Origin of the sequence: Paenarthrobacter sp. NPDC089714 (assembly GCF_044748905.1) — a bacterium.
Classification (GTDB): Bacteria; Actinomycetota; Actinomycetes; order Actinomycetales; family Micrococcaceae; genus Arthrobacter.
The window spans coordinates 1-19,245 of record NZ_JBIVGX010000022.1 but is presented as its reverse complement, the minus strand read 5'-3'; the positions used below and the strand labels follow the sequence as shown (position 1 = coordinate 19,245).

Below are 19,245 nucleotides of genomic sequence, written 5' to 3'. Positions count from 1 at the left end.
GGTACTACTTGGTGATCGGGCCGAGTACCGGATCGTCGACGTAAGCGGTCTTGACGTTCGCTGCTGTCACGATCTGCGGGGGCAGGAGGTACGCCGGAACGGTCTTGACGCCGTTCTTGTACGAATCCTTGTCGTTGATCTCCAGTTCCTTGCCTGCCTGCAGGTCCTTCACCATGGTGATGGCGTGCTCAACCAGCTTGCGGGTGTCCTTGTTGATGGTGGAGTACTGCTCGCCGGCCATGATGGACTTGACGGACTCAACCTCGGAGTCCTGGCCTGTCACGACGGGGAGCGGCTTGCCGGCGGCCTTGACGGAGGTCAGGACTGCACGGGCCAGGGTGTCATTCGGGGAAAGGACGCCGTCCAGGGATGCGCTGCCGTAGCTGCCGGTGAGCAGCGTGTCAGCACGGCGCTGGGCGTTTTCAGCCTTCCAGCCCTGGGTAACGGCCTGTTCGAATGCGGTCTGGCCGGACAGGACCTTGAGGGTACCGTCGTCGATCTTCGGCTTCAGGACGCTCATGGCGCCGTCGAAGAAGACCTTGGCGTTGGCATCATCCGGGGAACCAGCAAACAGTTCGATGTTGTACGGGCCGCTCGGCTTCTTGGCCTTCAGTCCGTCCAGCAGGGCCTGGCCCTGCAGTTCACCGACCTTGAAGTTGTCGTAGGCCACGTAGTAATCCACGTTCTCGGTGTTCAGGAGCAGGCGGTCGTACGCGATGACCGTTGCGCCGGAGTCCTTGGCCTGCTTGAGCTGCGTACCCAGCTGCGCGCCGTCGATCGCACCGACGATGATCACCTTGGCACCCTTGGTGACCATGGCGCTGATCTGGTTCTGCTGCTCGGAGACACCGCCGTTGGCGAACTGGACGTCGGCCTTGAAACCGGCGCCGGTGAGGCCGTCGTTGAACAGCTTCTCCGCGAGGACCCAGTTCTCACTGGTCTTCTGCGGAAGTGCGACGCCGATCAGCGAGTCCTTGGGGAACGCTTCCCCGCCAGCTGTGCTGCTGCTTGAGCCGCTGTCAGTGCGGCCGCAGGCCGTCAGCGCCAGTGCCGCGATGGCAGCTACTGCTGCTGCCTTTCCTGCTTTACCAAACATTCGCATATCTTGGTTCACTTTCTGTGTGGGTGGGGTGGAGCGAGTTCTCTGGGTTTGTGACCGGGTAGGGTCAGGCTTCCTTGGAGATGACCTCTTTGGTGGAAGTGGTCTCGTCCGGTTTGATCTCGTTGTTGCGCTGGAAGTTCTTCATCAGCAGGCCCGTGATGGACCGCTTGCCCTGGGTCTTGTTGTAGACATCGAAGGCGACGGCTGCCAGGAGCACCAAGCCCTTGATGATCTGGGTAAGGTCGGCGCCGACACCCAGCAGTTGGAGGCCGTTGTTCAGGACAGCCATGACCAGGCCACCTACGATCGAGCCGATCACGGTACCGACGCCACCGGTGACGGCTGCGCCACCGATGAACACGGCCGCGATGGCGTCCAGTTCCCAACCAACGCCGTCGAACGGACCCGATGCCGTGGAGCGGCCGACGAAGATCATGCCGGCCAGGCCTGCCAGGACGGACATGTTCATCATCACCAGGAAGTTGACCTTCTTGGACTGCACACCGGAGAGTTCGGCTGCATGGCGGTTGCCACCCACGGCGTAGACGTGGCGGCCGATGACGGTCTTGTCAGCGATGAAACCGTAGATCAGCACCAGGACCGCGAGGATCAGGCCGGGGATGGGGAACGAGGTTCCGGGGCGGCCGGTGGCGAACAGGTACGTGGCGTAGAGGATGGCACCGCAGATGAGGACCAGCTTGGTGACTTCAACCCAGAGTTCGGGAACGTCCGCGCCCAAGGCCTTGTTGGCGGCGCGGGCACGCAAGGACATGACCACCACGAAGGCGGCTGCCAGAATGCCGATCAGGAGCGTCAGGTTGTTGAAGCCCGTGTTGGGACCGATTTCCGGGAGGTAACCGGAGCCGAGGTACTGGAAGTCGTTGGGTACCGGGATGGTGTTGGACTTGCCGACGAACTGGTTGAAACCACGGAACAGGAGCATGCCGGCCAGCGTGACAATGAAGGCCGGGATGCCCACATACGCCGTCCAGAAGCCTTGCCAGGCACCGATCACACCGCCGAGCACCAGGCCAAAAAGCACGCCCATGTACCAGGGGATGCCCCAGTCGCGGATGGCCAGGGCCACGGAAACACCGACGAAGGCGGCCACGGAACCCACGGACAGGTCGATGTGTCCGGCGATGATCACCAGGACCATGCCGATGGCCAGGATCAGGATGTAGGAGTTGCCGTTGAACAGGTTGATCACGTTGCCAGGGGTGAGCGTGCGGCCCTGCGTGAAGATCTGGAAGAAGACGATAAGTGCCACCAGGGCGAAAATCATGCCGAACTGGCGGGTATTGCCACCAAAGAGCTTCTTGAGCGCGTTCATTGTTTTGGTCCTTGGGTCAGGAAAGGGCGTTTCTGGGCCACTGGGTCAGGCTGTCTTGCGGTTGGAGGTCATGAGCTTCATCAGGCTTTCCTGGCTGGCTTCGTCCTTGTTCAGCACGCCGGTGATGGAGCCTTCGAAGATGGTGTAGATGCGGTCAGAGAGGCCCAGAAGCTCGGGGAGCTCCGAGGAGATCACAATGACTCCCTTGCCCTGGTTGGCCAGCCGCTGGATGATGCCGTAGATCTCATACTTGGCGCCGACGTCGATCCCTCGGGTCGGTTCGTCCAGGATCAGGAGGTCCGGGTCGGTGAACATCCATTTGGCCAGCACTACTTTTTGCTGGTTGCCGCCTGAAAGCTTGGCAACGCCTTCTTCGACGGACGGGGTCTTGGTCCGCAGCGACTTGCGGTAGTCCTCGGCGACCTGGAATTCCTTCCGGGTATCCACCACCGTGTAGTTGCTGATCTTGTCCAACGCCGCAGCTACGGTGGTGGTCTTGATGTCATCCAGCAGGTTCAGGCCCAGGGACTTGCGGTCCTCCGTGACGTAACCGAGTCCGGCGTCGATCGCCTGGCGGACGGTCTTCAAGTGCACGGGTTTGCCGTCCTTGTAGACCTCGCCCGAAATGAATCGTCCATATGAGTGGCCGAACAGGGACCGTGCCAACTCCGTACGGCCGGCACCCATGAGCCCGGCGAAGCCCACGATCTCGCCGCGGCGGACGAAGAAGTTGGAACCCTTGCAGATCAAGCGGTCCTGGATGGCCGGGTGGCCCACGGTCCAGTTCTTGACCTCGAAGAAGACCTCGCCGATCTTCGGTTCATGGTCCGGGAAACGGGACTCGAGCGTCCGGCCCACCATGCCCTTGATGATCCGGTCCTCGTCCACGCCGTCACGTTTGACGTTGAGCGTCTCAATGGACTTGCCATCACGGATGATGGTGATCTCATCCGCGATCTGCTCGATCTCGTTGAGCTTGTGGGAAATGATGATGGACGTGATGCCCTTGCCCTTGAGGCCAAGGATCAGGTCCAGCAGGTGCTGGGAATCGGATTCGTTCAGCGCCGCGGTGGGCTCGTCCAGGATCAGCAGCCGCACGGACTTGTTCAGCGCCTTGGCGATCTCCACCAGCTGCTGCTTGCCTACACCGATTTCCTTGATGGGGGTGTCCGGGTCCTCGCGCAGGCCCACGCGGGCCAGCAGCTCGATGGAACGGCGGCGTGCTTCGGCCCAGTCAATGACGCCCCACTTGGTGGGTTCGTTGCCCAGGAAGATGTTTTCCATGATGGACAGTTCCGGGATCAGCGCCAGTTCCTGGTGGATGATCACGATGCCGGCGGCTTCGCTGGCGCGGATGTCCTTGAACTGCTGCGTTTCGGCTTGGTACACGATGTCGCCGGTGTAGCTTCCGTAGCCGTAGACGCCGGACAGGACCTTCATGAGGGTGGATTTGCCCGCCCCGTTTTCGCCACAGATGGCGTGGATTTCGCCTGCCTTTACCCGCAGGCTCACATTCGACAAGGCCTTCACGCCGGGGAATTCCTTCGTGATCGAGCGCATCTCCAAAAGGATGGGATCACCTTGCGTGTCGAGGGTTGTCATCAGCCCTTACGCCTCCAATGCATGACTTCGTTGTCGGCCCCGCGGCAGCGGAGCTTTCTGATGAAAAAGTAAACTGGATCACCCGTCTTGTCGTCAAGACTTGAACACAAGAACCAGCTAACGATTTCGTTACTTCGCGGTAATACCCGCGTGTTGGAACACCAGGGCGGCTGCTCCAAGGGCTTCGGCGCGCGCGCCAAGGGAGGACATGGCAAGGTGTGTCGTCTCGCCTACGACGGGCACCGCATGCCTGACCAGCCCTCGCCGGATGGGATCAAGCAGGAGGTCTCCCAAGCCTGCCAAGGGCCCGCCAACCACGATCACTTCAGGGTTGATCAGGTTCGCGACGTTCCCCAGGGCCCGGCCCACGGCAAGGCCGGCATCGTCCACCACGCGCTGGGTGGCCGAGTCTCCGGCGAGGCAATTCCGCACAATGTCCTGGGGCGTCAGCAGGGTGTCCTGCCCGCGGCCCAGGAGTTCGATCATGGTGGTGGTGGAGGCGATGGTTTCAAGGCATCCGCGATTCCCGCACCTGCATACCAAGCCGTGTTCGTGGATGGTGGCATGGCCGATTTCGCCTGTGATTCCCACGTTGCCGTAGTACGGAATCCCGTTCAGGATCAGCCCGGCGCCAATACCCGATCCAACCTTGAGGAACATCAAGTTGGCGACGCCGCTGTGTGGCCCCCATGTCACTTCGGACAGGGCTCCAAGGTTGGCGTCATTGTCAACAAAGACGGGGCAATTGAGGGCTTCCTCCAGTCTGTGAAGGATATCGATACCCACCCACTCGGGGAGGATCGCACCTTGCGCGACGGTGCCGGACCTGCGGTCGATCGGACCCGGAATGCCTGCTCCGGCGCCCACGACGGCGCTGGGATCGATGCTGTTTTCTTCGAGCAGCCTGGTCAGCAGCCGCACGGCGGCGGCGATGCCTTCTTCGGCCTGGTGGCCCAGTGGAAGCTCGATGAATTCCTCGGCAATCACGTGGTAGCCCAGTGATGCCAAGACCACCCGGAGGTGGCGGCGGCCAAAGTCGATTCCGACGGCGACCGCACCGTTGCTGTTGAGCCTCACGTTGGTGGCCCGGCGGCCGGAGCTGGTGGTCGGTTCCGTAGAGACGAGGCCGGCGTCCTGCATGATTTTCACGATGTTGGAGACCGTTGCCGTGGAGAGGCCGGTCTGTCGCGAAAGTTCCGCCTGCGTTGACGGCCCGCTTAACAGGCACTCGATGATCCGCTGCTGGTTCAAATGGCGCAGGGCGGACTGTGAGCCAGGTTTTCTCGGGTGGCTCTTCGTTGAGCGCTGTGTAGCGGGCATGACAAGAAGAGTGCCCCATGTGACGGCTTGTAGTCAAGAAGTGAACACAAGCGGTGGGGGTTGACTGACATACTCCAACACAAGTTGACGCTGTACGTACCCGTTGTGGGGCCCGCTAATCGCCCTCAGCAGGGTCTTTGGGGCGTAAAGCAGGCCCAACAACGTGACGTCGGCGTGCGATGCATCCTGTATTCCACAGGCCCGGGTCCAAATGTCCCAGCCGTGCAGGGTCAGCCGTGCCTAGGCTGGAAGAACAAAGTCTTCCCGGACCGCCAGCACCGGGATCCCCGGAAACCAAGGTGGTAATGATGCTGCTCTCAGTCCTGCAGGCCAACGCCTCCGTCCTGGACGTGGACGCCAACCTTCGGACCATCGACGACGCCGCCCAGCGGGCCGCCCGGGCCGGTGCATCGTTGTTGCTGACGCCCGAACTTTTCCCCGTGGGCTACGCGCCGCTCCGGATCCACGCCGAACTGGAACCCCAAACCCTCCCCGCTGTCCGGCAGCGCTTGGCGGATATTGCGCGGACACACGGGATCGGCCTGGTCTACAGCCTCCCGGCACCTGCCCGGGAAATGCACGACGACGGCGCGCAGCCCACTGGCGTTGAAGAGCGCTGGCATATCTCGGCTACTTTGCTGGACGCCACGGGCGCAGAACTTCTCACGTACAACAAGGTGCATCTGTTCGGCCCGGAAGAACTCAAGGCGTTCGTCGGCGCTCAAGCACCTCCCGCCGTCGTGGTTTTCAACGGAATCCGCACGTCGATGCTGATCTGCTACGACGTTGAGTTCCCTGAGGCAGTTCGCGCGGCAGCAAGTCGAGGCGCTGAACTGCTGCTCGTACCCACGGCGCTGTCCGCAGGATTCGACAATGTGCCGCAGGTCCTCATCCGTGCGCGAGCTCTGGAGAGCCAGCTCAACGTCGCCTACGCCAACCACTGCGGGCACGAGGACGTCTACAACTTCCTGGGCGGCAGCGTCGTTGCGGGGCCGGACGGTTCGCTGCTCGCCGCGGCGGGGGAGTCGGCGTCGTTGTTGTTCGCCGAGGTGGGCATCGACACCGTCAAAGCAGCCCGGGATGAAGTCCCGTACTTGAAGGAGCGCCGCCCGGACCTGTACGCGGAGTGGGAGCTTTAGGCGTCAACCAGCGAGTCCACATACTGCAACGCGATCCACAGCTCCGCCCTGACCTGCGCCGCGTTGAGGTCCAGCTCCAGCAGTTCCCCGATGACGCCGATCTGCCGCCGCACGCTGTTCCGGTGCAGGCCGAGCAGTTTGGCTGAGGCGTCCCAGCTGCCGTTCTCGGTGAGCCAACCGCGCAGCACCGACAGCAGGGGATCACGACGTTCCGGTTCCAAGGCAAGCAAGGGAGCCAGGACGCGTGACGCCAGCATGGTCCCGGCGTCCCTGCCAAGCAGCCCTGTCACAGACCACGTCACCTCATCCACGCGTGCGCTGACGCCCGTTGAAAGCACGCGTGCGCGGAGCGTGCTGACTCGTTGGTAAGCTGCGGCCAGTCCGTTGAGTTCGGTAGGTTCGCCGATCACCAGGCGCCAGCCGAGTTTCTCCACATCGGCGAGCAGCGAGTCGTCCACGCGCAGACGGGTGATGGCGGCGAACCCGTAGTCCGTGATTTCCACGAGCTTGGTGTCGAACAGCCGACGCCACTGCAGCACTTCCCGCACGGGCCCATCGTCCACGGAGCCATCGACTTTGATGCCTTGGACCACCCGCATCTGGCCGGATCGCGTGGAGGAGAGGCTTTGGGCCAGTAGATCCTTCAAACGGTTCACGTGCTTGGTCCCGCCCGAAGCCAGGGACTCGGGATGGAGCAGCATGGCGGTTGCCAACTGGCTTGGTGCCAAGGATCCGTTGGTCCGCTGCCGGACCAACAGCTCCAACAATCCCACCGCCGACTGCACCACGTTGTTCTGCGCAGGCGTCAGCGGCACATCCGAACCCAGGATCAGCGCGCCGAGGTTCGCATCCTTCGTACTCCGCAGCGGATGGCCGAACACCAACGCGGACCCCGCTTCCTCAAACCCATCCATTTCCACCCGCGGCCCGCTGCCGGACAGTAACCGTTCCAGCATGGGTGCCAGCAAGGAATGTTCGACGCCGGTGCTGCCGCCGGCGCTGTTGCCGCGGGCGCGGACCCGCCCGTCCGCACCCACAAGGACCGCCCACACGGGAACCCGCTGGACCAACGCCGCGAGCAGTTCGTGCTCCGGCCTGGGGGAGAGCACGGCCCGCATGAGTTGCCGGTTGGTGTCGGCAAGTTGCCGGAAGACCCGGGCGTTGTCCGTTTCAAGGAGCTGCGAAAAGGACAGCCCGATCGCGGCGAACGGCAGGGACTCCGGGACTTCGAACAACGTGAGGTTGTGCGTCCGGCAAGCGTCAAGCAGGACGTCGGGAACGGCGTCGAAATAGGGCTTGATACCAAAGCCCAGCGCAGCAACCTTGGCTCCCACCAGCCGCCGAACGTAGGCGTCCACCTTCGCCGCCGAGCCACCCTTCCCCAGGAAGGGCAACCCTGCGGTGAGCAGGAATTCGCCCTCCGGCAGATAGGGTGTTGGATCCTCCAGCTCACTCGGCTCCACCCATCGCAGCAGGGTGGCGCCGCTGCCGCCGTCGTGAAGTGTCTTCAACTCCGGCGGCAGCTGCTCCAGGAACTGCTCAAGCGTGACGAAACTCAGGCGGGCGCTCGCGGGCTCAGGCAACATGGCCCTGCCCGGCGTCTGCCGGCTCCTGGTAGTCGGGGCATTCGAAGGCGCTCGTCTGATAAGCGCGGGGGAGGCGGGGCGCGATCCGGTTGATGATCTCGTCGCCGTGGCTGCCTATCGCGGCTCCCCAGTCGTCGGCACTCGCGGCCCCGCTGGCCGGATCGCCGAACAGTACAGCGGTGTCGCCGACGTCGATGCCCGTGGCGTCAGGGCCGAGGTCCACCATGAACTGGTCCATGCAGACCTTGCCGATCACCGGAACACGACGCCCTGCGATGTTCACCACGGAACGCCCGGTGATGCCTTTCGGGATGCCATCCGCGTAGCCGAGCGGGATGAGGCCAAGGTAACGGGGCTCGTAGGTGATGGCCTGGTGTTCGTAGCTGACGCCCGTGCCAGCAGGAACTTTCTTGACCATGACCAACGGCGCGGTGGCACTCAGGGCGGGTCGCAGTCCGAAATCCGCTGGATCCAGGTGGTCGGCGGGGGCCAAGCCGTAGATCGCCAAGCCTGCACGGACCATATCGAAGTGGAATTCGGGCCGGTCCAGGATGTTTGCCGAGCTCGATACGTGCCTCAGTTCGGGGGAGAGCCCTGCGTCCCGTGCCTGCTGGGCGGCGTCCTCGAACTCCGCGACGGCGGCCGCGTTGGCCGGATGCGCGGGGACATCCGCCCAGGCCAGATGGGTCCAGATGCCACGGACCCGCAGTGTGCCATCGAGCTCTGCCTGACGTGCCCGGGCCACCAGTTCGGGCCAATCCTCCTTGCGCGCGCCGCCGCGGCTGAGGCCGCTGTCGAGTTCCAGATGTACGACGGCGGGACGGCCCAAGCGGCCGGCGATGCCTTCCAGCACCTCCAGCTGATGGACGCTTCCCAGGGACACATCGATGTCGTTTTCGAGTGCTTCGAGGATGGTGGCGCTGGTCTGGGATGCCAGATAGAGCCAGGAAAGAATCGGGACTGTGATTCCTGCTTGGCGCAGTGAAATGGCTTCGGACAGCTGGGCCGTGCCGAGCCAGTTGGCTCCTGCTTTGACCGCCGTGCGGGCCACCTCCACGAGGCCGTGGCCGTAGGCATTGCCCTTGACTACGGCCATGAACGACGGCGCTTCAGTGCGCTTTTTCAGGACTTTGATGTTGTCTGAAATCGCAGACAGATCGACGGTGACCTGGCCGGAAAGGACCGCCGGAGTGGGCGATGATTGATGTGCATTACGTCTCATGGATGAACACTATAGGTCATTTTGCACCAGCTTGAGAGGTGGCTCACATGACAGTCTTGAAGCGGGGAAACCGACCAACTACTCAGAAGGGACGTCAACGGTGACTGTGCCTGTGAATACCCAAGACCCGACTCCGGCGAGCCTGGCCCGGCCTGGCCTCGGAGCCCAGTTGCTGCGCCGCAAGCCCATTACCCAGATGGTCAGCGAAGCCGGAAGCAGCGAAGGTGGCACGCCCCTGGTCCGCAGCTTTGGTGTCCTGCAACTGACCATGATCAGCGTCGGTGCCACGCTCGGCACGGGCATCCTGGTGATCCTGGGCGAATCCGTGCCGCTGGCAGGCCCCGCCATCTGGATCTCCTTCGTCATTGCTGGCCTGGCGGCGTTGTTCTCCGCAGTCTCCTACGCCGAGATGGCGGGGTTGGTTCCCGTTGCGGGCTCCAGTTACTCCTACTCCTACGCCACGATGGGCGAGGGGATGGCATGGATCTGCGGCTGGTGCCTGGTGCTTGAGTACGCCGTGTCCGTGGCCGCAGTTGCCGTGGGCGCAGGCCAGTACGTCAATGAGACGCTCGCTGCCTTCGGGCAGGTACTGCCGGATGCCATGAGCCAGCCGCCGGGTGACGGGGGAGTGGTGAACGTTCCCGCGATGGTGATCGTGGTGCTGGCTATGGTCCTCCTTGTTCGCGGAGCCCGCGAAAGCGCTTGGATCAACACGGCCGTGGTCATCATCAAGGTGGGCATACTGTTGTTCTTCTGCGCCGTGGCCTTCACGGCCTTCAATGCCGGAAACTTCGAGCCCCTCCTCCCTATGGGCGCAGCCGGTGTCTCCGCCGCCGCATCCAGCGTCTTCTTCTCCTATATCGGCTTCGACGCTGCCTCTACGGCCGGCGAAGAGGCACGCAACCCGAAGCGGGACCTTCCCCGGGCCATCATGCTGTCCATGGTGATCGTCACCAGCATCTACGTGCTGGTTGCCGTCGCCGCCATCGGGGCACGCCCCTGGGGTTGGTTCGACGGCACCGAGGCTGCCTTGGTGCAGATCCTGCACGAAATTACCGGGCAGCCTTGGATTGCACTGGTCTTCTCCGTTGGGGCAGTGCTTGCCATCGCCAGCATCGTGTTGACTGTCCTCTACGGCCAGACGCGCATCCTGCTCTCGATGTCACGCGACGGCATGGTGCCCAAAGTGTTCGGCCGCGTCTCCCGCCGCACCGGCACTCCGGTGGCCGGGACGCTGATCGTGGGTACCGCCGTCGCACTGACCGCCGGCCTGGTTCCGCTGGGTGCGCTGGCGGACGCTACCAGCATCGGCACGCTGTTTGCCTTCGCACTGGTCAACGTCGCCGTCATCTATCTGCGCCGCAACCGTCCGGATTTGAAGCGAAGCTTCCGGGTTCCGCTGTACCCGATCACGCCGGTGCTGGGCACCCTCATGTGCGCCTACCTCATGGCCAACCTCGGGGCCGATACCTGGATGGTCTTCGGCATGTGGATGCTCGTGGGCATCGCCATCTACTTCGGCTATGGACGCCGGAACTCCAAGGTAGCCGCTCTCAGCGAGCAGGACTACCGTGAACTGACCACCAGGGCCGTGAGCCCGGAACCTGTGAAAGCAGACAACGCATGACCATCGCCACAGAACTACCCACCGACCCGTCCGCCGTCATCCCGGCGGAGGCTCCCATCACCATGCTGAACCCGGATTTCCCGTTCAGCTACGACCATTACCTGGCACATCCCGAAGGTCTGGGCTCGGTCCCCGAAGAACGCCTCGGAACCGAGGTGGCCGTGATCGGCGCAGGACTCTCCGGACTGGTCACCGCCTACGAACTCATGAAGCTCGGCCTGAAGCCGGTCATCTACGAGGCCGACCAGATCGGTGGCCGCCTCCGGACCGCGAGTTTCCCCTCAGCGCCCGGCGTGGTGGCAGACCTCGGCGGCATGCGGTTCCCTGTTTCCGGCAAGGCCTTCTACCACTACGTGGACCTCCTGGGACTGGAAACCCAGGACTTCCCCAACCCCTTGGCTCCCGTCACCTCCAGCACGGTGATCGAGTTGGCCGGGAAGAAGCACTACGCCACGACGCCCGAGGACCTTCCGGCTTTCTTCCACGAAGTTGCAGATGCCTGGAAGGATGCCATTAGGGACGGCGCCGCCTTCACAGAGATGCAGGACGCCATCAAGGCCCGCGATACCAAGCGCATCAAGGAACTCTGGAACGAGCTCCTGCCCCAGTTGGACGAGCAGACCTTCTACGGCTTCATCGCGGCGAGCAAGTCCTTCAAGGACGCAGGCTTCGCACATCGTGAGGCGTTTGGACAGGTCGGTTTCGGCACGGGCGGCTGGGACACCGACTTCCCCAACTCCATCCTCGAAATCCTCCGCGTCGTCTATACGGACGCAGATGACCAGCACCGCCTCGTTGCGGGAGGAGCCCAACGGCTCCCCGAGGCACTGTGGAACCACGCGCCGTCGGGCATTAAGCACTGGCCGGAAGGCACCTCCCTGGCGTCGCTGCACTCGGGTTCGCCGCGTGGTGCCGTGGACAACATCCGCCGGGCGGATAACGGTGACCTGGTGGTCCGGGAGAGCTGGGGCCGCGAAGCAACCTATCCGGCCGTAGTGACCACGTGCCAGTCGTGGCTGCTGTCCACGCGAATCCACACCGAAGAGGCACTGTTCCCGTCGGAGCTGTGGACGGCAATCGAACGCTCGCATTACATGCAGTCGTCCAAGACGTTCGTGATGGTGGACCGTCCGTTCTGGAAGGACATCGATCCGGAAACCGGCCGCGAAGTGTTGTCCATGACGCTCACCGACCGCCTCAACCGCGCCACGTACCTGCTCGACGACGGCCCGGACAAGCCCGCGGTCATCCTCCTGTCCTACACATGGAACGATGACGCCCTGAAATGGCTCGCCCTCAGCGCCGAAGAACGGGTGAAGCTCATGCTGCACTCCCTGGAACAGATCTACCCGGGCGTGGACATCGCCAGCCACATCGTGGGCCAGCCGATCACGGTTTCCTGGGAAGCGGACCCCAACTTCATGGGTGCCTTCAAAGCCAACCTGCCCGGACACTACCGGTACCAGCAGCGGCTGTTCACGCACTTCAAGCAGGACAAACTGCCGGAGAGCCAGCGCGGCATTTTCCTGGCCGGAGACGACGTGTCCTTCACCGCCGGCTGGGCCGAGGGTGCTGTGACCACCGGACTGAACGCTGTGTGGGGCGTGGTGAACCACCTCGGCGGTTGCTCCGCGGCCGGCAACCCGGGTCCGGGGGAGCTACTCGGCGAGCTCGGCCCGATTTCGCTCGACTAAAGACGCTGCAGGGCCCGCTCTATACGCTAAGTCGCTCGTTTAGCGCGCCGAGCGGGCCCCGCATTGCGTTTCTAGGCGCCGTGCATCTCCCGGTGCGCGGCAGCGAGTTCCTTGTAGTGGGCTGCGTTGTGCTTCACGCCCTCAAACTCCTCATCCGTAAGCTCTCGCCGCACCTTGGCCGGCACACCCGCAACCAGGGAGCGCGGCGGAATCACCGTGCCCTCAAGGACCACGGCTCCGGCGGCGATGAGGGAACCCGAGCCGATCACGGCTCCGTTGAGGATGGTGGCGCTCATGCCGATGAGGCAGTCGTCCTCCACAGTGCAACCGTGCACTACGGCGCTGTGGCCCACGGAGACGCGCTCGCCCACAGTGCAGGGGAACCCGGGGTCGGCGTGCAGGACCACGTTGTCCTGGAGGTTGGAACCTTCGCCCACCTTGATGGCCGCTGTGTCCGCCCGGACGGAGACGCCGTAGAAGGCGCTGGAATCCTCGGCCAGCGTGGCCTTGCCAATGATCGAAGCCGTGGGCGCCACGAAGGCCGTTTCATGGATGGCCGGGGTGTCCCCGGCGAAAGTGTAAGAGGGAGCCATGACCCCAGCTTAGTTCCCAACTGGGTCGCATTTGTGCGCGTTTTGAGGGCTCAAAACGCGCACAAATGCGACCTAGTTGGGTAGGAACCTAGTTGAACACCACGGTCCGCGTGCCATCCAAGAGCACCCGGTGCTCGGCATGCCACTGGACGGCCTGGGTCAGGGTGCGCCCCTCCACGTCGCGTCCCATCTGCACGAACTGGGCGGCCGTCCGGGCGTGGTCCACCCGGATGACTTCCTGCTCGATGATGGGTCCCTCGTCCAGGTCCGCAGTGACGTAGTGGGCCGTGGCGCCGATCAGCTTCACGCCGCGTGCGTGTGCCTGGTGGTACGGCTTGGCTCCCTTGAAGGACGGAAGGAACGAGTGGTGGATGTTGATGGCCCGGCCGTTCAGTTCCCTGCAGAGATCGTTGGAGAGCACCTGCATGTAGCGGGCCAGCACTGTCAGCTCAATATCGTGCCCGGCGATCAGCTTCAGGAGCTCCGCCTCGGCCTGCGGCTTGGTTTCAGCGGTGACCGGGATGTGGTGGAAGGGGATGCCGTAGAAATCCGCCAACGACTCCAGGTCCCGGTGGTTGGACACAATGGCCGGAACCTCGATGGGCAGGGTGCCGGCACGCTGCTGGAACAGGAGGTCGTTGAGGCAGTGCGCGTCCTTGGAACACATGATGATGGTCCGGACCTTTTCGCCTACGGGGTTGATCTGCCAGGTCATGCCGAAGGATTCTGCGACTGGCCGCAGCGCGGCGGCCAGTTCCGCCTGAGGGCTCGACGTCGTTGCCTCCACCCGCATGAAGAAGTTGCCTGTGCTGGGGCTTCCGTACTGCTGCGAATCGGCGATGTTGCAACCTGCGTCAAGAAGGGCTCCGGCGACGGCATGGACAATGCCGGGGCGGTCAGGGCAGGAAAGGGTCACAACAAATGCGGAGTCAGTCACATGACCAAGCCTACCTGTGCGGCGTTGTTGTACTGTTAACGGGTCGCGACTGGCGTTGGGTGGACTACCACCAGGGAGCGGCAATCACGAAGACCACGGATCGTACGCCTGGGCCGAGGGTCATGTCTTACCGCTGCAGCACGTGACCTATGCCTCCCGTAACGGAGGGGACGAGGCAATGCCGCTGCCGGTAGCCTGACCTGTAGCACCACCCATTCCCTAGCCAGGAGATCTCCGTGACTACCACCACTTCAGCGTCTGTCAGCAACCAGTCGCTCGCCGAACTCGATCCCGAGATCGCAGCAGTCCTCGACCAGGAGCTTGGCCGCCAGCGCGGCACCCTGGAAATGATCGCCTCCGAGAACTTCGCCCCCCGCGCAGTCATGGAAGCCCAGGGCTCCGTCCTGACCAACAAGTACGCCGAAGGCTACCCGGGCAAGCGCTACTACGGTGGCTGCGAATACGTGGACGTCGCTGAGCAGCTCGCCATCGACCGGGTCAAGGCACTTTTCGGCGCCGAGTACGCCAACGTCCAGCCGCACTCCGGTGCACAGGCCAACGCCGCAGCGTTGTCCGCCATGATCACCCCGGGCGACAAGATCCTGGGCCTCTCCCTGGCGCACGGTGGGCACCTGACCCACGGCATGAAGCTCAACTTCTCCGGCAAGCTGTACCAGGTTGCCGCCTACCAGGTTGAAGAAGACTCCTTCCGCGTGGACATGGACAAGCTCCGCGAGCAGGCCATCGCCGAGAAGCCGCAGGTCATCATCGCCGGGTGGTCCGCCTACCCGCGCCACCTGGACTTTGCAGCCTTCCGCTCCATCGCTGACGAGGTTGGTGCGCTGCTCTGGACGGATATGGCCCACTTCGCCGGCCTCGTCGCAGCGGGCCTGCACCCGAGCCCGGTGCCGCACTCCGACGTCGTGACCTCTACGGTGCACAAGACCCTGGCTGGCCCGCGTTCCGGCGTGATCCTGGCCAAGGAACAGTACGGCAAGAAGATCAACTCCAACGTCTTCCCGGGCCAGCAGGGCGGCCCGCTCATGCACGTCATTGCCGCCAAGGCCGTTGCCTTCAAGATCGCCGGCAGCGACGAATTCAAGGAGCGCCAGGAGCGCGTCCTCGAGGGTGCCAAGATCATCGCTGACCGCCTCAACCAGTCCGACGTTGCCGAGGCCGGCGTGTCCGTCCTCACCGGCGGCACCGACGTCCACCTGGTCCTCGTGGACCTGCGCAACTCGCAGCTGGACGGCCAGCAGGCCGAAGACCTCCTGCACTCCGTGGGCATCACCGTGAACCGCAACGCCGTTCCGTTCGACCCCCGCCCGCCGATGGTCACCTCCGGCCTCCGCATCGGTACGCCTGCCCTGGCTACGCGCGGATTTGGTGCCGCTGAGTTCTCCGAGGTTGCGGACATCATCGCAACGGCGCTGAAGTCCGGCTCCGCCACCAACGTGGAAGCCCTCCAGGCCCGCGTCGACAAGCTTGCTGCCGACTTCCCGCTGTACCCGCAGCACGAGCAGTGGTAAACAGCGGTTCCCGCGACAACAAGCGCTGAAAACGCATTACCCGGGCACTGAACCGGAGCCAACGGGATCCGCCGCCACACCCAGAGGCGGCGGGTCCCGTTGGCATGAGCCTCCACCACAGGTCACCCACCAGAGAGAGCAGATGGAATGACACAGTCCACCGCACAGATCCTTGACGGCAAGGCCACCGCCGCTGCCATCAAGGCAGAACTGACCGAACGCGTTTCCGTCCTCGCAGGCAAGGGCATCGTCCCGGGCCTGGGCACCATCCTGGTGGGCTCCGATCCTGGAAGCACCTGGTACGTCGGCGGCAAGCACAAGGACTGCGCCGAGGTAGGCATCCAGTCCATCCGGCGCGACCTCCCGGAGGACATCAGCCAGGAGGACCTCCTGAAGGTTGTCCGGGAGCTCAACGAAAACCCCGAGTGCACGGGTTACATCGTCCAGCTGCCGTTGCCCAAGCACATTGACCAGGACGTCATCCTGGAGGCCATGGACCCTGAAAAGGATGCCGACGGCCTGCACCCCATGAACCTTGGCCGCCTGGTGGCCAACGTGAACGGCGAAATGAAGTCGCCGCTTCCCTGCACGCCCAAGGGCTGTGTGGAGCTGCTCCGCCGCCACGGCATCGAGCTCAAGGGCAAGCGCGTCCTGGTGGTTGGCCGCGGCGTCACCATCGGCCGGCCCATCGGCCTCCTGCTCACCCGCAAGGAAGTCAACGCCACGGTAATCCTGGCGCACACGGGAACGGTTGACCTGCCCGCCGAACTCCGGCAGGCCGACGTCGTGATCGCCGCTGCCGGCGTACCGCACATGATCAAGGCCGAAGACCTCAAGCCGGGCGCAATCGTGCTCGACGTCGGCGTCAGCCGCGTGGACGACGGCAACGGCAAGGCTGTGGTCACCGGAGACGTGGACCCGGCAGCGGCCGACGTCGCCGCCTGGCTGTCCCCGAACCCGGGCGGCGTGGGTCCGATGACCCGCGCGATGCTCCTGGCCAACGTGGTGGAGAGCGCCGAGCGCCAGGCCGGTATCGCCTGAGAAAACGCTAACAAGACGCCTACTCCTCCGGGAGTAGGCGTCTTGCTCCGTTACGAGGACGCCCTTTGTCCTACCTCCGTCTACTCTCGTTGTATGCGCCCCTATCAAGGCCCCTTACTTTTCGAGGGACCTCCCCGCCGCTTCAACGGCCCACCCACTGCTTTCATCGTCATCACGGTCGCCGTCATCCAGGTGGTCGGCACGCTGTTTTCCGCGAGCCACCAGGAGGCCGGCAGGCCGCTGGATGTGTTCGGCATCCTGCTCCTGCTGGTGGGCCCGGCGGGTTTGGCATTCCGGAAGCGTTCCCCGGAGCTGATGCTGCCCCTGGCGCTCGTGGCCACAGGCATGTATCTCGCCTGGGGGTATGCGTGGGGTCCGATCGTGTTGTCGCTGGCTCTTGCCATTGTGCTGACCGCCGCTGCGGGCCTGCGCTGGCAGGCATGGTTGGGAGCCGCGCTTGCTGCCGCGGCCGTGGTGGCCGGAGCCGTGATGGCCGGCGACGACGGCTGGCCTTTCCGCGCCTCGGCGGGCGTGGCGTGGGCCGCGATCCTGGTGATCCTGGGGCAGGGCATCCGGCGGCGCAGCGAACGCTTCGCCGAGTACCGGCGCCGGCGGGAGGCCGCAGCGAAGGCCGAACGCGACGGATACCGCCTCACCCTCGCCCGCGATATCCACGACGTCGTGGCGCACTCCCTCTCCATGATCAACGTCCAGGCCTCGGTGGCCCTGCACCTGGGCACGGAGGATCCCTCGAAGCTCAGGCCTGCCTTGGAAGCCATCAAGACCGCCAGCAAGGAGTCCCTGACAGAGGTCCGGCAACTGCTGGGCGTGCTGCGGGAGGACGTGCCGTTCGAACCCGCGGCGGCGCCCACGCTGGACCGCGTTGCCGAGGTGGTCAAGCAGGCCGAGTTGGGCGGCCTGCAGGTGCGGCTGGACGATGAGACAGACCATTCGGCCATCGCTCCCGCCCAGCAGGAAGCGGCCTACCGGATCATCCAGGAGGCCCTGACCAACGTCGGCAGGCACTCAGGTGCACAGGCCGCCGTCGTGCGTTTGCTGGTGCGCAACGGAACCGAAGGCGGGCTGCTCACCGTGCAGATTGACGACGACGGCGCCGGCATGGGCCTCTCGGTCCCCGGCAACGGCCTCACGGGGATGCGGGAGAGGGCTGCGGCCCTGGGCGGGACGGTCACCCTTGACGAACTGGCGCCCGGGTTGCGTGTGCACGCACTCTTGCCCCTGCCCGCAGGACGGGACCACGCGTGATCCGCATCCTCCTGGCCGATGACCAGACCCTTATCAGGGCAGGATTCCGTGCGCTCCTGGACGCCGAACCGGACATGGAAGTGGTGGCCGAGGCCGGCACAGGAAGGGACGCCGCACGGCTGGCGGCAAGGGACAAGCCGGACGTGGTCCTCATGGACATCCGGATGCCGGACGACGACGGCCTCACCGCCACCCGCCGCATCCTCGCCAACCCGGCACTCTCCGGCACGCGGATCATCATCCTCACCACGTTCGAACTGGACGAATACATCGCCGAGGCTGTCCGCGCCGGTGCGGCCGGCTTCCTGGTCAAGGACACGGAGCCCGCTGAACTGATCCGCGCCGTCCGCGTGGTGCACGACGGCGATGCCCTCCTCTCGCCCTCCGTGACGCGGCGGATCATGGCCCAGTTGGCATCGCACAGCCGGGCTGCGGGGGAGTTGCTCAAGCTGGACCAGGTCACGGAGCGGGAACGCGAGGTCCTGGCGCTGGTGGGGGAGGGGCTGAACAACGCTGAGATCGCCGAGCGGCTGTTCATCACCCCATTGACTGCCAAGACGCACGTTTCCCGGATCATGACCAAGCTCATGGTCAGGGACCGTTCCCAATTGGTGGTCCTCGCGTATGAGTCCGGGCTTGTAAAGCCCGGTTGGAGCAACTGAGCGGACTCCCTGCGGAGTACGGCCGGCCACCAAGGTGACTCCCGACGGCGGACGCCCCACCGGCCGCTGAACGGAAGACTCGAACCAGAGCCGAAAGACGGTTCGCGCCGGGCACCGGCGCAGAGAGTTTGGATCACTGACATGTTCACCGCATTGACTTCACTCGTCGGGGAGACCACGCTCGGGGGAGCGCTGGCAGACGTGCCGGCCATCGTCGTCGCGCATGGTCCGTGGGGTGACGGCACCTACTGGCCGTTCTTCCTGATCTTCCCGTTGTTCTGGATCCTCGTGATTTTCCTGTTCATCTTCGTTGGCCGCCGGGCGTGGCGCCGCAACCACAACTGGGTCGCGACCCAGGGCGCGGAGGGCGTGCTGCGTGAGCGGTACGCGCGCGGGGAAATCGACGAAACCGAATTCCGGCAGCGCCTGGAGGTGTTGCGCTCGCAGCGGCCCGCGTGACCCTCCCCAACTGACTGGCACTTGTGGTTGTTTTGAGGGGGCGGTTTCTAGCGGTTATCGCAACAGGAAGGTTCTGATCATCTCATTTGGGGTGCAGAAGTCGAATCGTTGGCGGGGTCTGTCGTTGAGTTCG

Annotated in this window: 16 protein-coding genes; 8 read left to right on the top strand and 8 right to left on the bottom strand. The window is 64.2% G+C overall.

From position 1 onward, the window contains the following. Window positions 1–4: 4 nt before the first annotated feature. From ACIPY3_RS22030 to ACIPY3_RS22015, 4 genes are all read right to left on the bottom strand, one after another. On the bottom strand, window positions 5–1,102 hold the full coding sequence (locus tag ACIPY3_RS22030) for a substrate-binding domain-containing protein (RefSeq protein WP_397325373.1): 1,098 nt from the start codon (window positions 1,100–1,102) through the stop codon (window positions 5–7). A 64-nt stretch (window positions 1,103–1,166) separates the two neighbouring features. Continuing rightward, entirely contained in the window at window positions 1,167–2,435 is a 1,269-nt protein-coding gene (gene mmsB / locus ACIPY3_RS22025) for a multiple monosaccharide ABC transporter permease (RefSeq protein ID WP_397325374.1), read from the bottom strand. A gap of 45 nt (window positions 2,436–2,480) precedes the next feature. Continuing rightward, entirely contained in the window at window positions 2,481–4,037 is a 1,557-nt protein-coding gene (gene mmsA / locus ACIPY3_RS22020) for a multiple monosaccharide ABC transporter ATP-binding protein (RefSeq protein WP_400337457.1), read from the bottom strand. Between the two features lie 129 nt (window positions 4,038–4,166). Next, a complete protein-coding gene (locus ACIPY3_RS22015; RefSeq protein WP_400337456.1) occupies window positions 4,167–5,357 on the bottom strand; it encodes an ROK family transcriptional regulator in 1,191 nt (396 codons plus the stop codon). A gap of 305 nt (window positions 5,358–5,662) precedes the next feature. Between ACIPY3_RS22015 and ACIPY3_RS22010 the strand changes: the two genes are divergently transcribed. Further along, on the top strand, window positions 5,663–6,496 hold the full coding sequence (locus tag ACIPY3_RS22010) for a carbon-nitrogen hydrolase family protein (protein ID WP_400337454.1): 834 nt from the start codon (window positions 5,663–5,665) through the stop codon (window positions 6,494–6,496). On the opposite strand, the gene ACIPY3_RS22005 is transcribed toward ACIPY3_RS22010, so the two are convergent. Further along, window positions 6,493–8,082: a PucR family transcriptional regulator gene (locus ACIPY3_RS22005; protein ID WP_400337452.1), complete on the bottom strand. Its 1,590-nt coding sequence runs from the start codon at window positions 8,080–8,082 to the stop codon at window positions 6,493–6,495. The two genes, ACIPY3_RS22010 and ACIPY3_RS22005, sit on opposite strands and share 4 nt — an antisense overlap. Continuing rightward, a complete protein-coding gene (alr, locus tag ACIPY3_RS22000; protein ID WP_400337451.1) occupies window positions 8,072–9,304 on the bottom strand; it encodes an alanine racemase in 1,233 nt (410 codons plus the stop codon). Before alr ends, ACIPY3_RS22005 begins: the two co-directional genes overlap by 11 nt. Before the next feature lie 196 nt (window positions 9,305–9,500). On the opposite strand from alr, the gene ACIPY3_RS21995 reads away from it, so the two are divergent. Continuing rightward, complete coding sequence (locus tag ACIPY3_RS21995; RefSeq protein WP_400337499.1) at window positions 9,501–10,931, top strand: amino acid permease; 1,431 nt, start codon at window positions 9,501–9,503, stop codon at window positions 10,929–10,931. Next, window positions 10,928–12,625: a flavin monoamine oxidase family protein gene (locus ACIPY3_RS21990; RefSeq protein WP_400337449.1), complete on the top strand. Its 1,698-nt coding sequence runs from the start codon at window positions 10,928–10,930 to the stop codon at window positions 12,623–12,625. The genes ACIPY3_RS21995 and ACIPY3_RS21990 overlap by 4 nt, the downstream gene beginning before the upstream one ends. A gap of 71 nt (window positions 12,626–12,696) precedes the next feature. On the opposite strand, the gene ACIPY3_RS21985 is transcribed toward ACIPY3_RS21990, so the two are convergent. Together ACIPY3_RS21985 and purU are read right to left on the bottom strand one after the other, a co-directional pair. After that, the gene (locus ACIPY3_RS21985; protein ID WP_400337448.1) at window positions 12,697–13,218 is read right to left on the bottom strand and encodes a gamma carbonic anhydrase family protein; all 522 of its coding nucleotides are present in this window, start codon (window positions 13,216–13,218) and stop codon (window positions 12,697–12,699) included. 88 nt (window positions 13,219–13,306) lie between these two features. Beyond that, on the bottom strand, window positions 13,307–14,155 hold the full coding sequence (gene purU, locus ACIPY3_RS21980; RefSeq protein ID WP_400337446.1) for a formyltetrahydrofolate deformylase: 849 nt from the start codon (window positions 14,153–14,155) through the stop codon (window positions 13,307–13,309). A 236-nt stretch (window positions 14,156–14,391) separates the two neighbouring features. On the opposite strand from purU, the gene glyA reads away from it, so the two are divergent. The 5 genes from glyA (at window position 14,392) to ACIPY3_RS21955 (ending at window position 19,112) form a co-directional block, all read left to right on the top strand. After that, window positions 14,392–15,684: a serine hydroxymethyltransferase gene (gene glyA / locus ACIPY3_RS21975; RefSeq protein ID WP_400337444.1), complete on the top strand. Its 1,293-nt coding sequence runs from the start codon at window positions 14,392–14,394 to the stop codon at window positions 15,682–15,684. Window positions 15,685–15,831: 147 nt separating this feature from the next. Continuing rightward, complete coding sequence (locus tag ACIPY3_RS21970; RefSeq protein ID WP_400337442.1) at window positions 15,832–16,725, top strand: bifunctional methylenetetrahydrofolate dehydrogenase/methenyltetrahydrofolate cyclohydrolase; 894 nt, start codon at window positions 15,832–15,834, stop codon at window positions 16,723–16,725. Between the two features lie 93 nt (window positions 16,726–16,818). Next, complete coding sequence (locus tag ACIPY3_RS21965) at window positions 16,819–17,991, top strand: sensor histidine kinase (protein WP_400337440.1); 1,173 nt, start codon at window positions 16,819–16,821, stop codon at window positions 17,989–17,991. Further along, window positions 17,988–18,653: a response regulator gene (locus tag ACIPY3_RS21960; RefSeq protein ID WP_400337439.1), complete on the top strand. Its 666-nt coding sequence runs from the start codon at window positions 17,988–17,990 to the stop codon at window positions 18,651–18,653. The genes ACIPY3_RS21965 and ACIPY3_RS21960 overlap by 4 nt, the downstream gene beginning before the upstream one ends. Before the next feature lie 141 nt (window positions 18,654–18,794). Then, on the top strand, window positions 18,795–19,112 hold the full coding sequence (locus ACIPY3_RS21955; RefSeq protein ID WP_400337437.1) for an SHOCT domain-containing protein: 318 nt from the start codon (window positions 18,795–18,797) through the stop codon (window positions 19,110–19,112). Window positions 19,113–19,245: the final 133 nt, after the last annotated feature.

Excerpts from the sequence above, each read along its gene's own strand:
- ACIPY3_RS22015 (WP_400337456.1), bottom strand. The coding sequence starts at position 5,357 with ATGCCCGCTACACAGCGCTCAACGAAGAGCCACCCGAGAAAACCTGGC.
- alr (WP_400337451.1), bottom strand. The coding sequence starts at position 9,304 with ATGAGACGTAATGCACATCAATCATCGCCCACTCCGGCGGTCCTTTCC.
- ACIPY3_RS21985 (WP_400337448.1), bottom strand. The coding sequence starts at position 13,218 with ATGGCTCCCTCTTACACTTTCGCCGGGGACACCCCGGCCATCCATGAA.
- ACIPY3_RS22005 (WP_400337452.1), bottom strand. The coding sequence starts at position 8,082 with ATGTTGCCTGAGCCCGCGAGCGCCCGCCTGAGTTTCGTCACGCTTGAG.
- ACIPY3_RS22030 (WP_397325373.1), bottom strand. The coding sequence starts at position 1,102 with ATGCGAATGTTTGGTAAAGCAGGAAAGGCAGCAGCAGTAGCTGCCATC.
- mmsB (WP_397325374.1), bottom strand. The coding sequence starts at position 2,435 with ATGAACGCGCTCAAGAAGCTCTTTGGTGGCAATACCCGCCAGTTCGGC.
- mmsA (WP_400337457.1), bottom strand. The coding sequence starts at position 4,037 with ATGACAACCCTCGACACGCAAGGTGATCCCATCCTTTTGGAGATGCGC.
- ACIPY3_RS22010 (WP_400337454.1), top strand. The coding sequence starts at position 5,663 with ATGATGCTGCTCTCAGTCCTGCAGGCCAACGCCTCCGTCCTGGACGTG.
- ACIPY3_RS21965 (WP_400337440.1), top strand. The coding sequence starts at position 16,819 with ATGCGCCCCTATCAAGGCCCCTTACTTTTCGAGGGACCTCCCCGCCGC.
- ACIPY3_RS21995 (WP_400337499.1), top strand. The coding sequence starts at position 9,501 with ATGGTCAGCGAAGCCGGAAGCAGCGAAGGTGGCACGCCCCTGGTCCGC.
- ACIPY3_RS21990 (WP_400337449.1), top strand. The coding sequence starts at position 10,928 with ATGACCATCGCCACAGAACTACCCACCGACCCGTCCGCCGTCATCCCG.
- ACIPY3_RS21955 (WP_400337437.1), top strand. The coding sequence starts at position 18,795 with ATGTTCACCGCATTGACTTCACTCGTCGGGGAGACCACGCTCGGGGGA.
- ACIPY3_RS21970 (WP_400337442.1), top strand. The coding sequence starts at position 15,832 with ATGACACAGTCCACCGCACAGATCCTTGACGGCAAGGCCACCGCCGCT.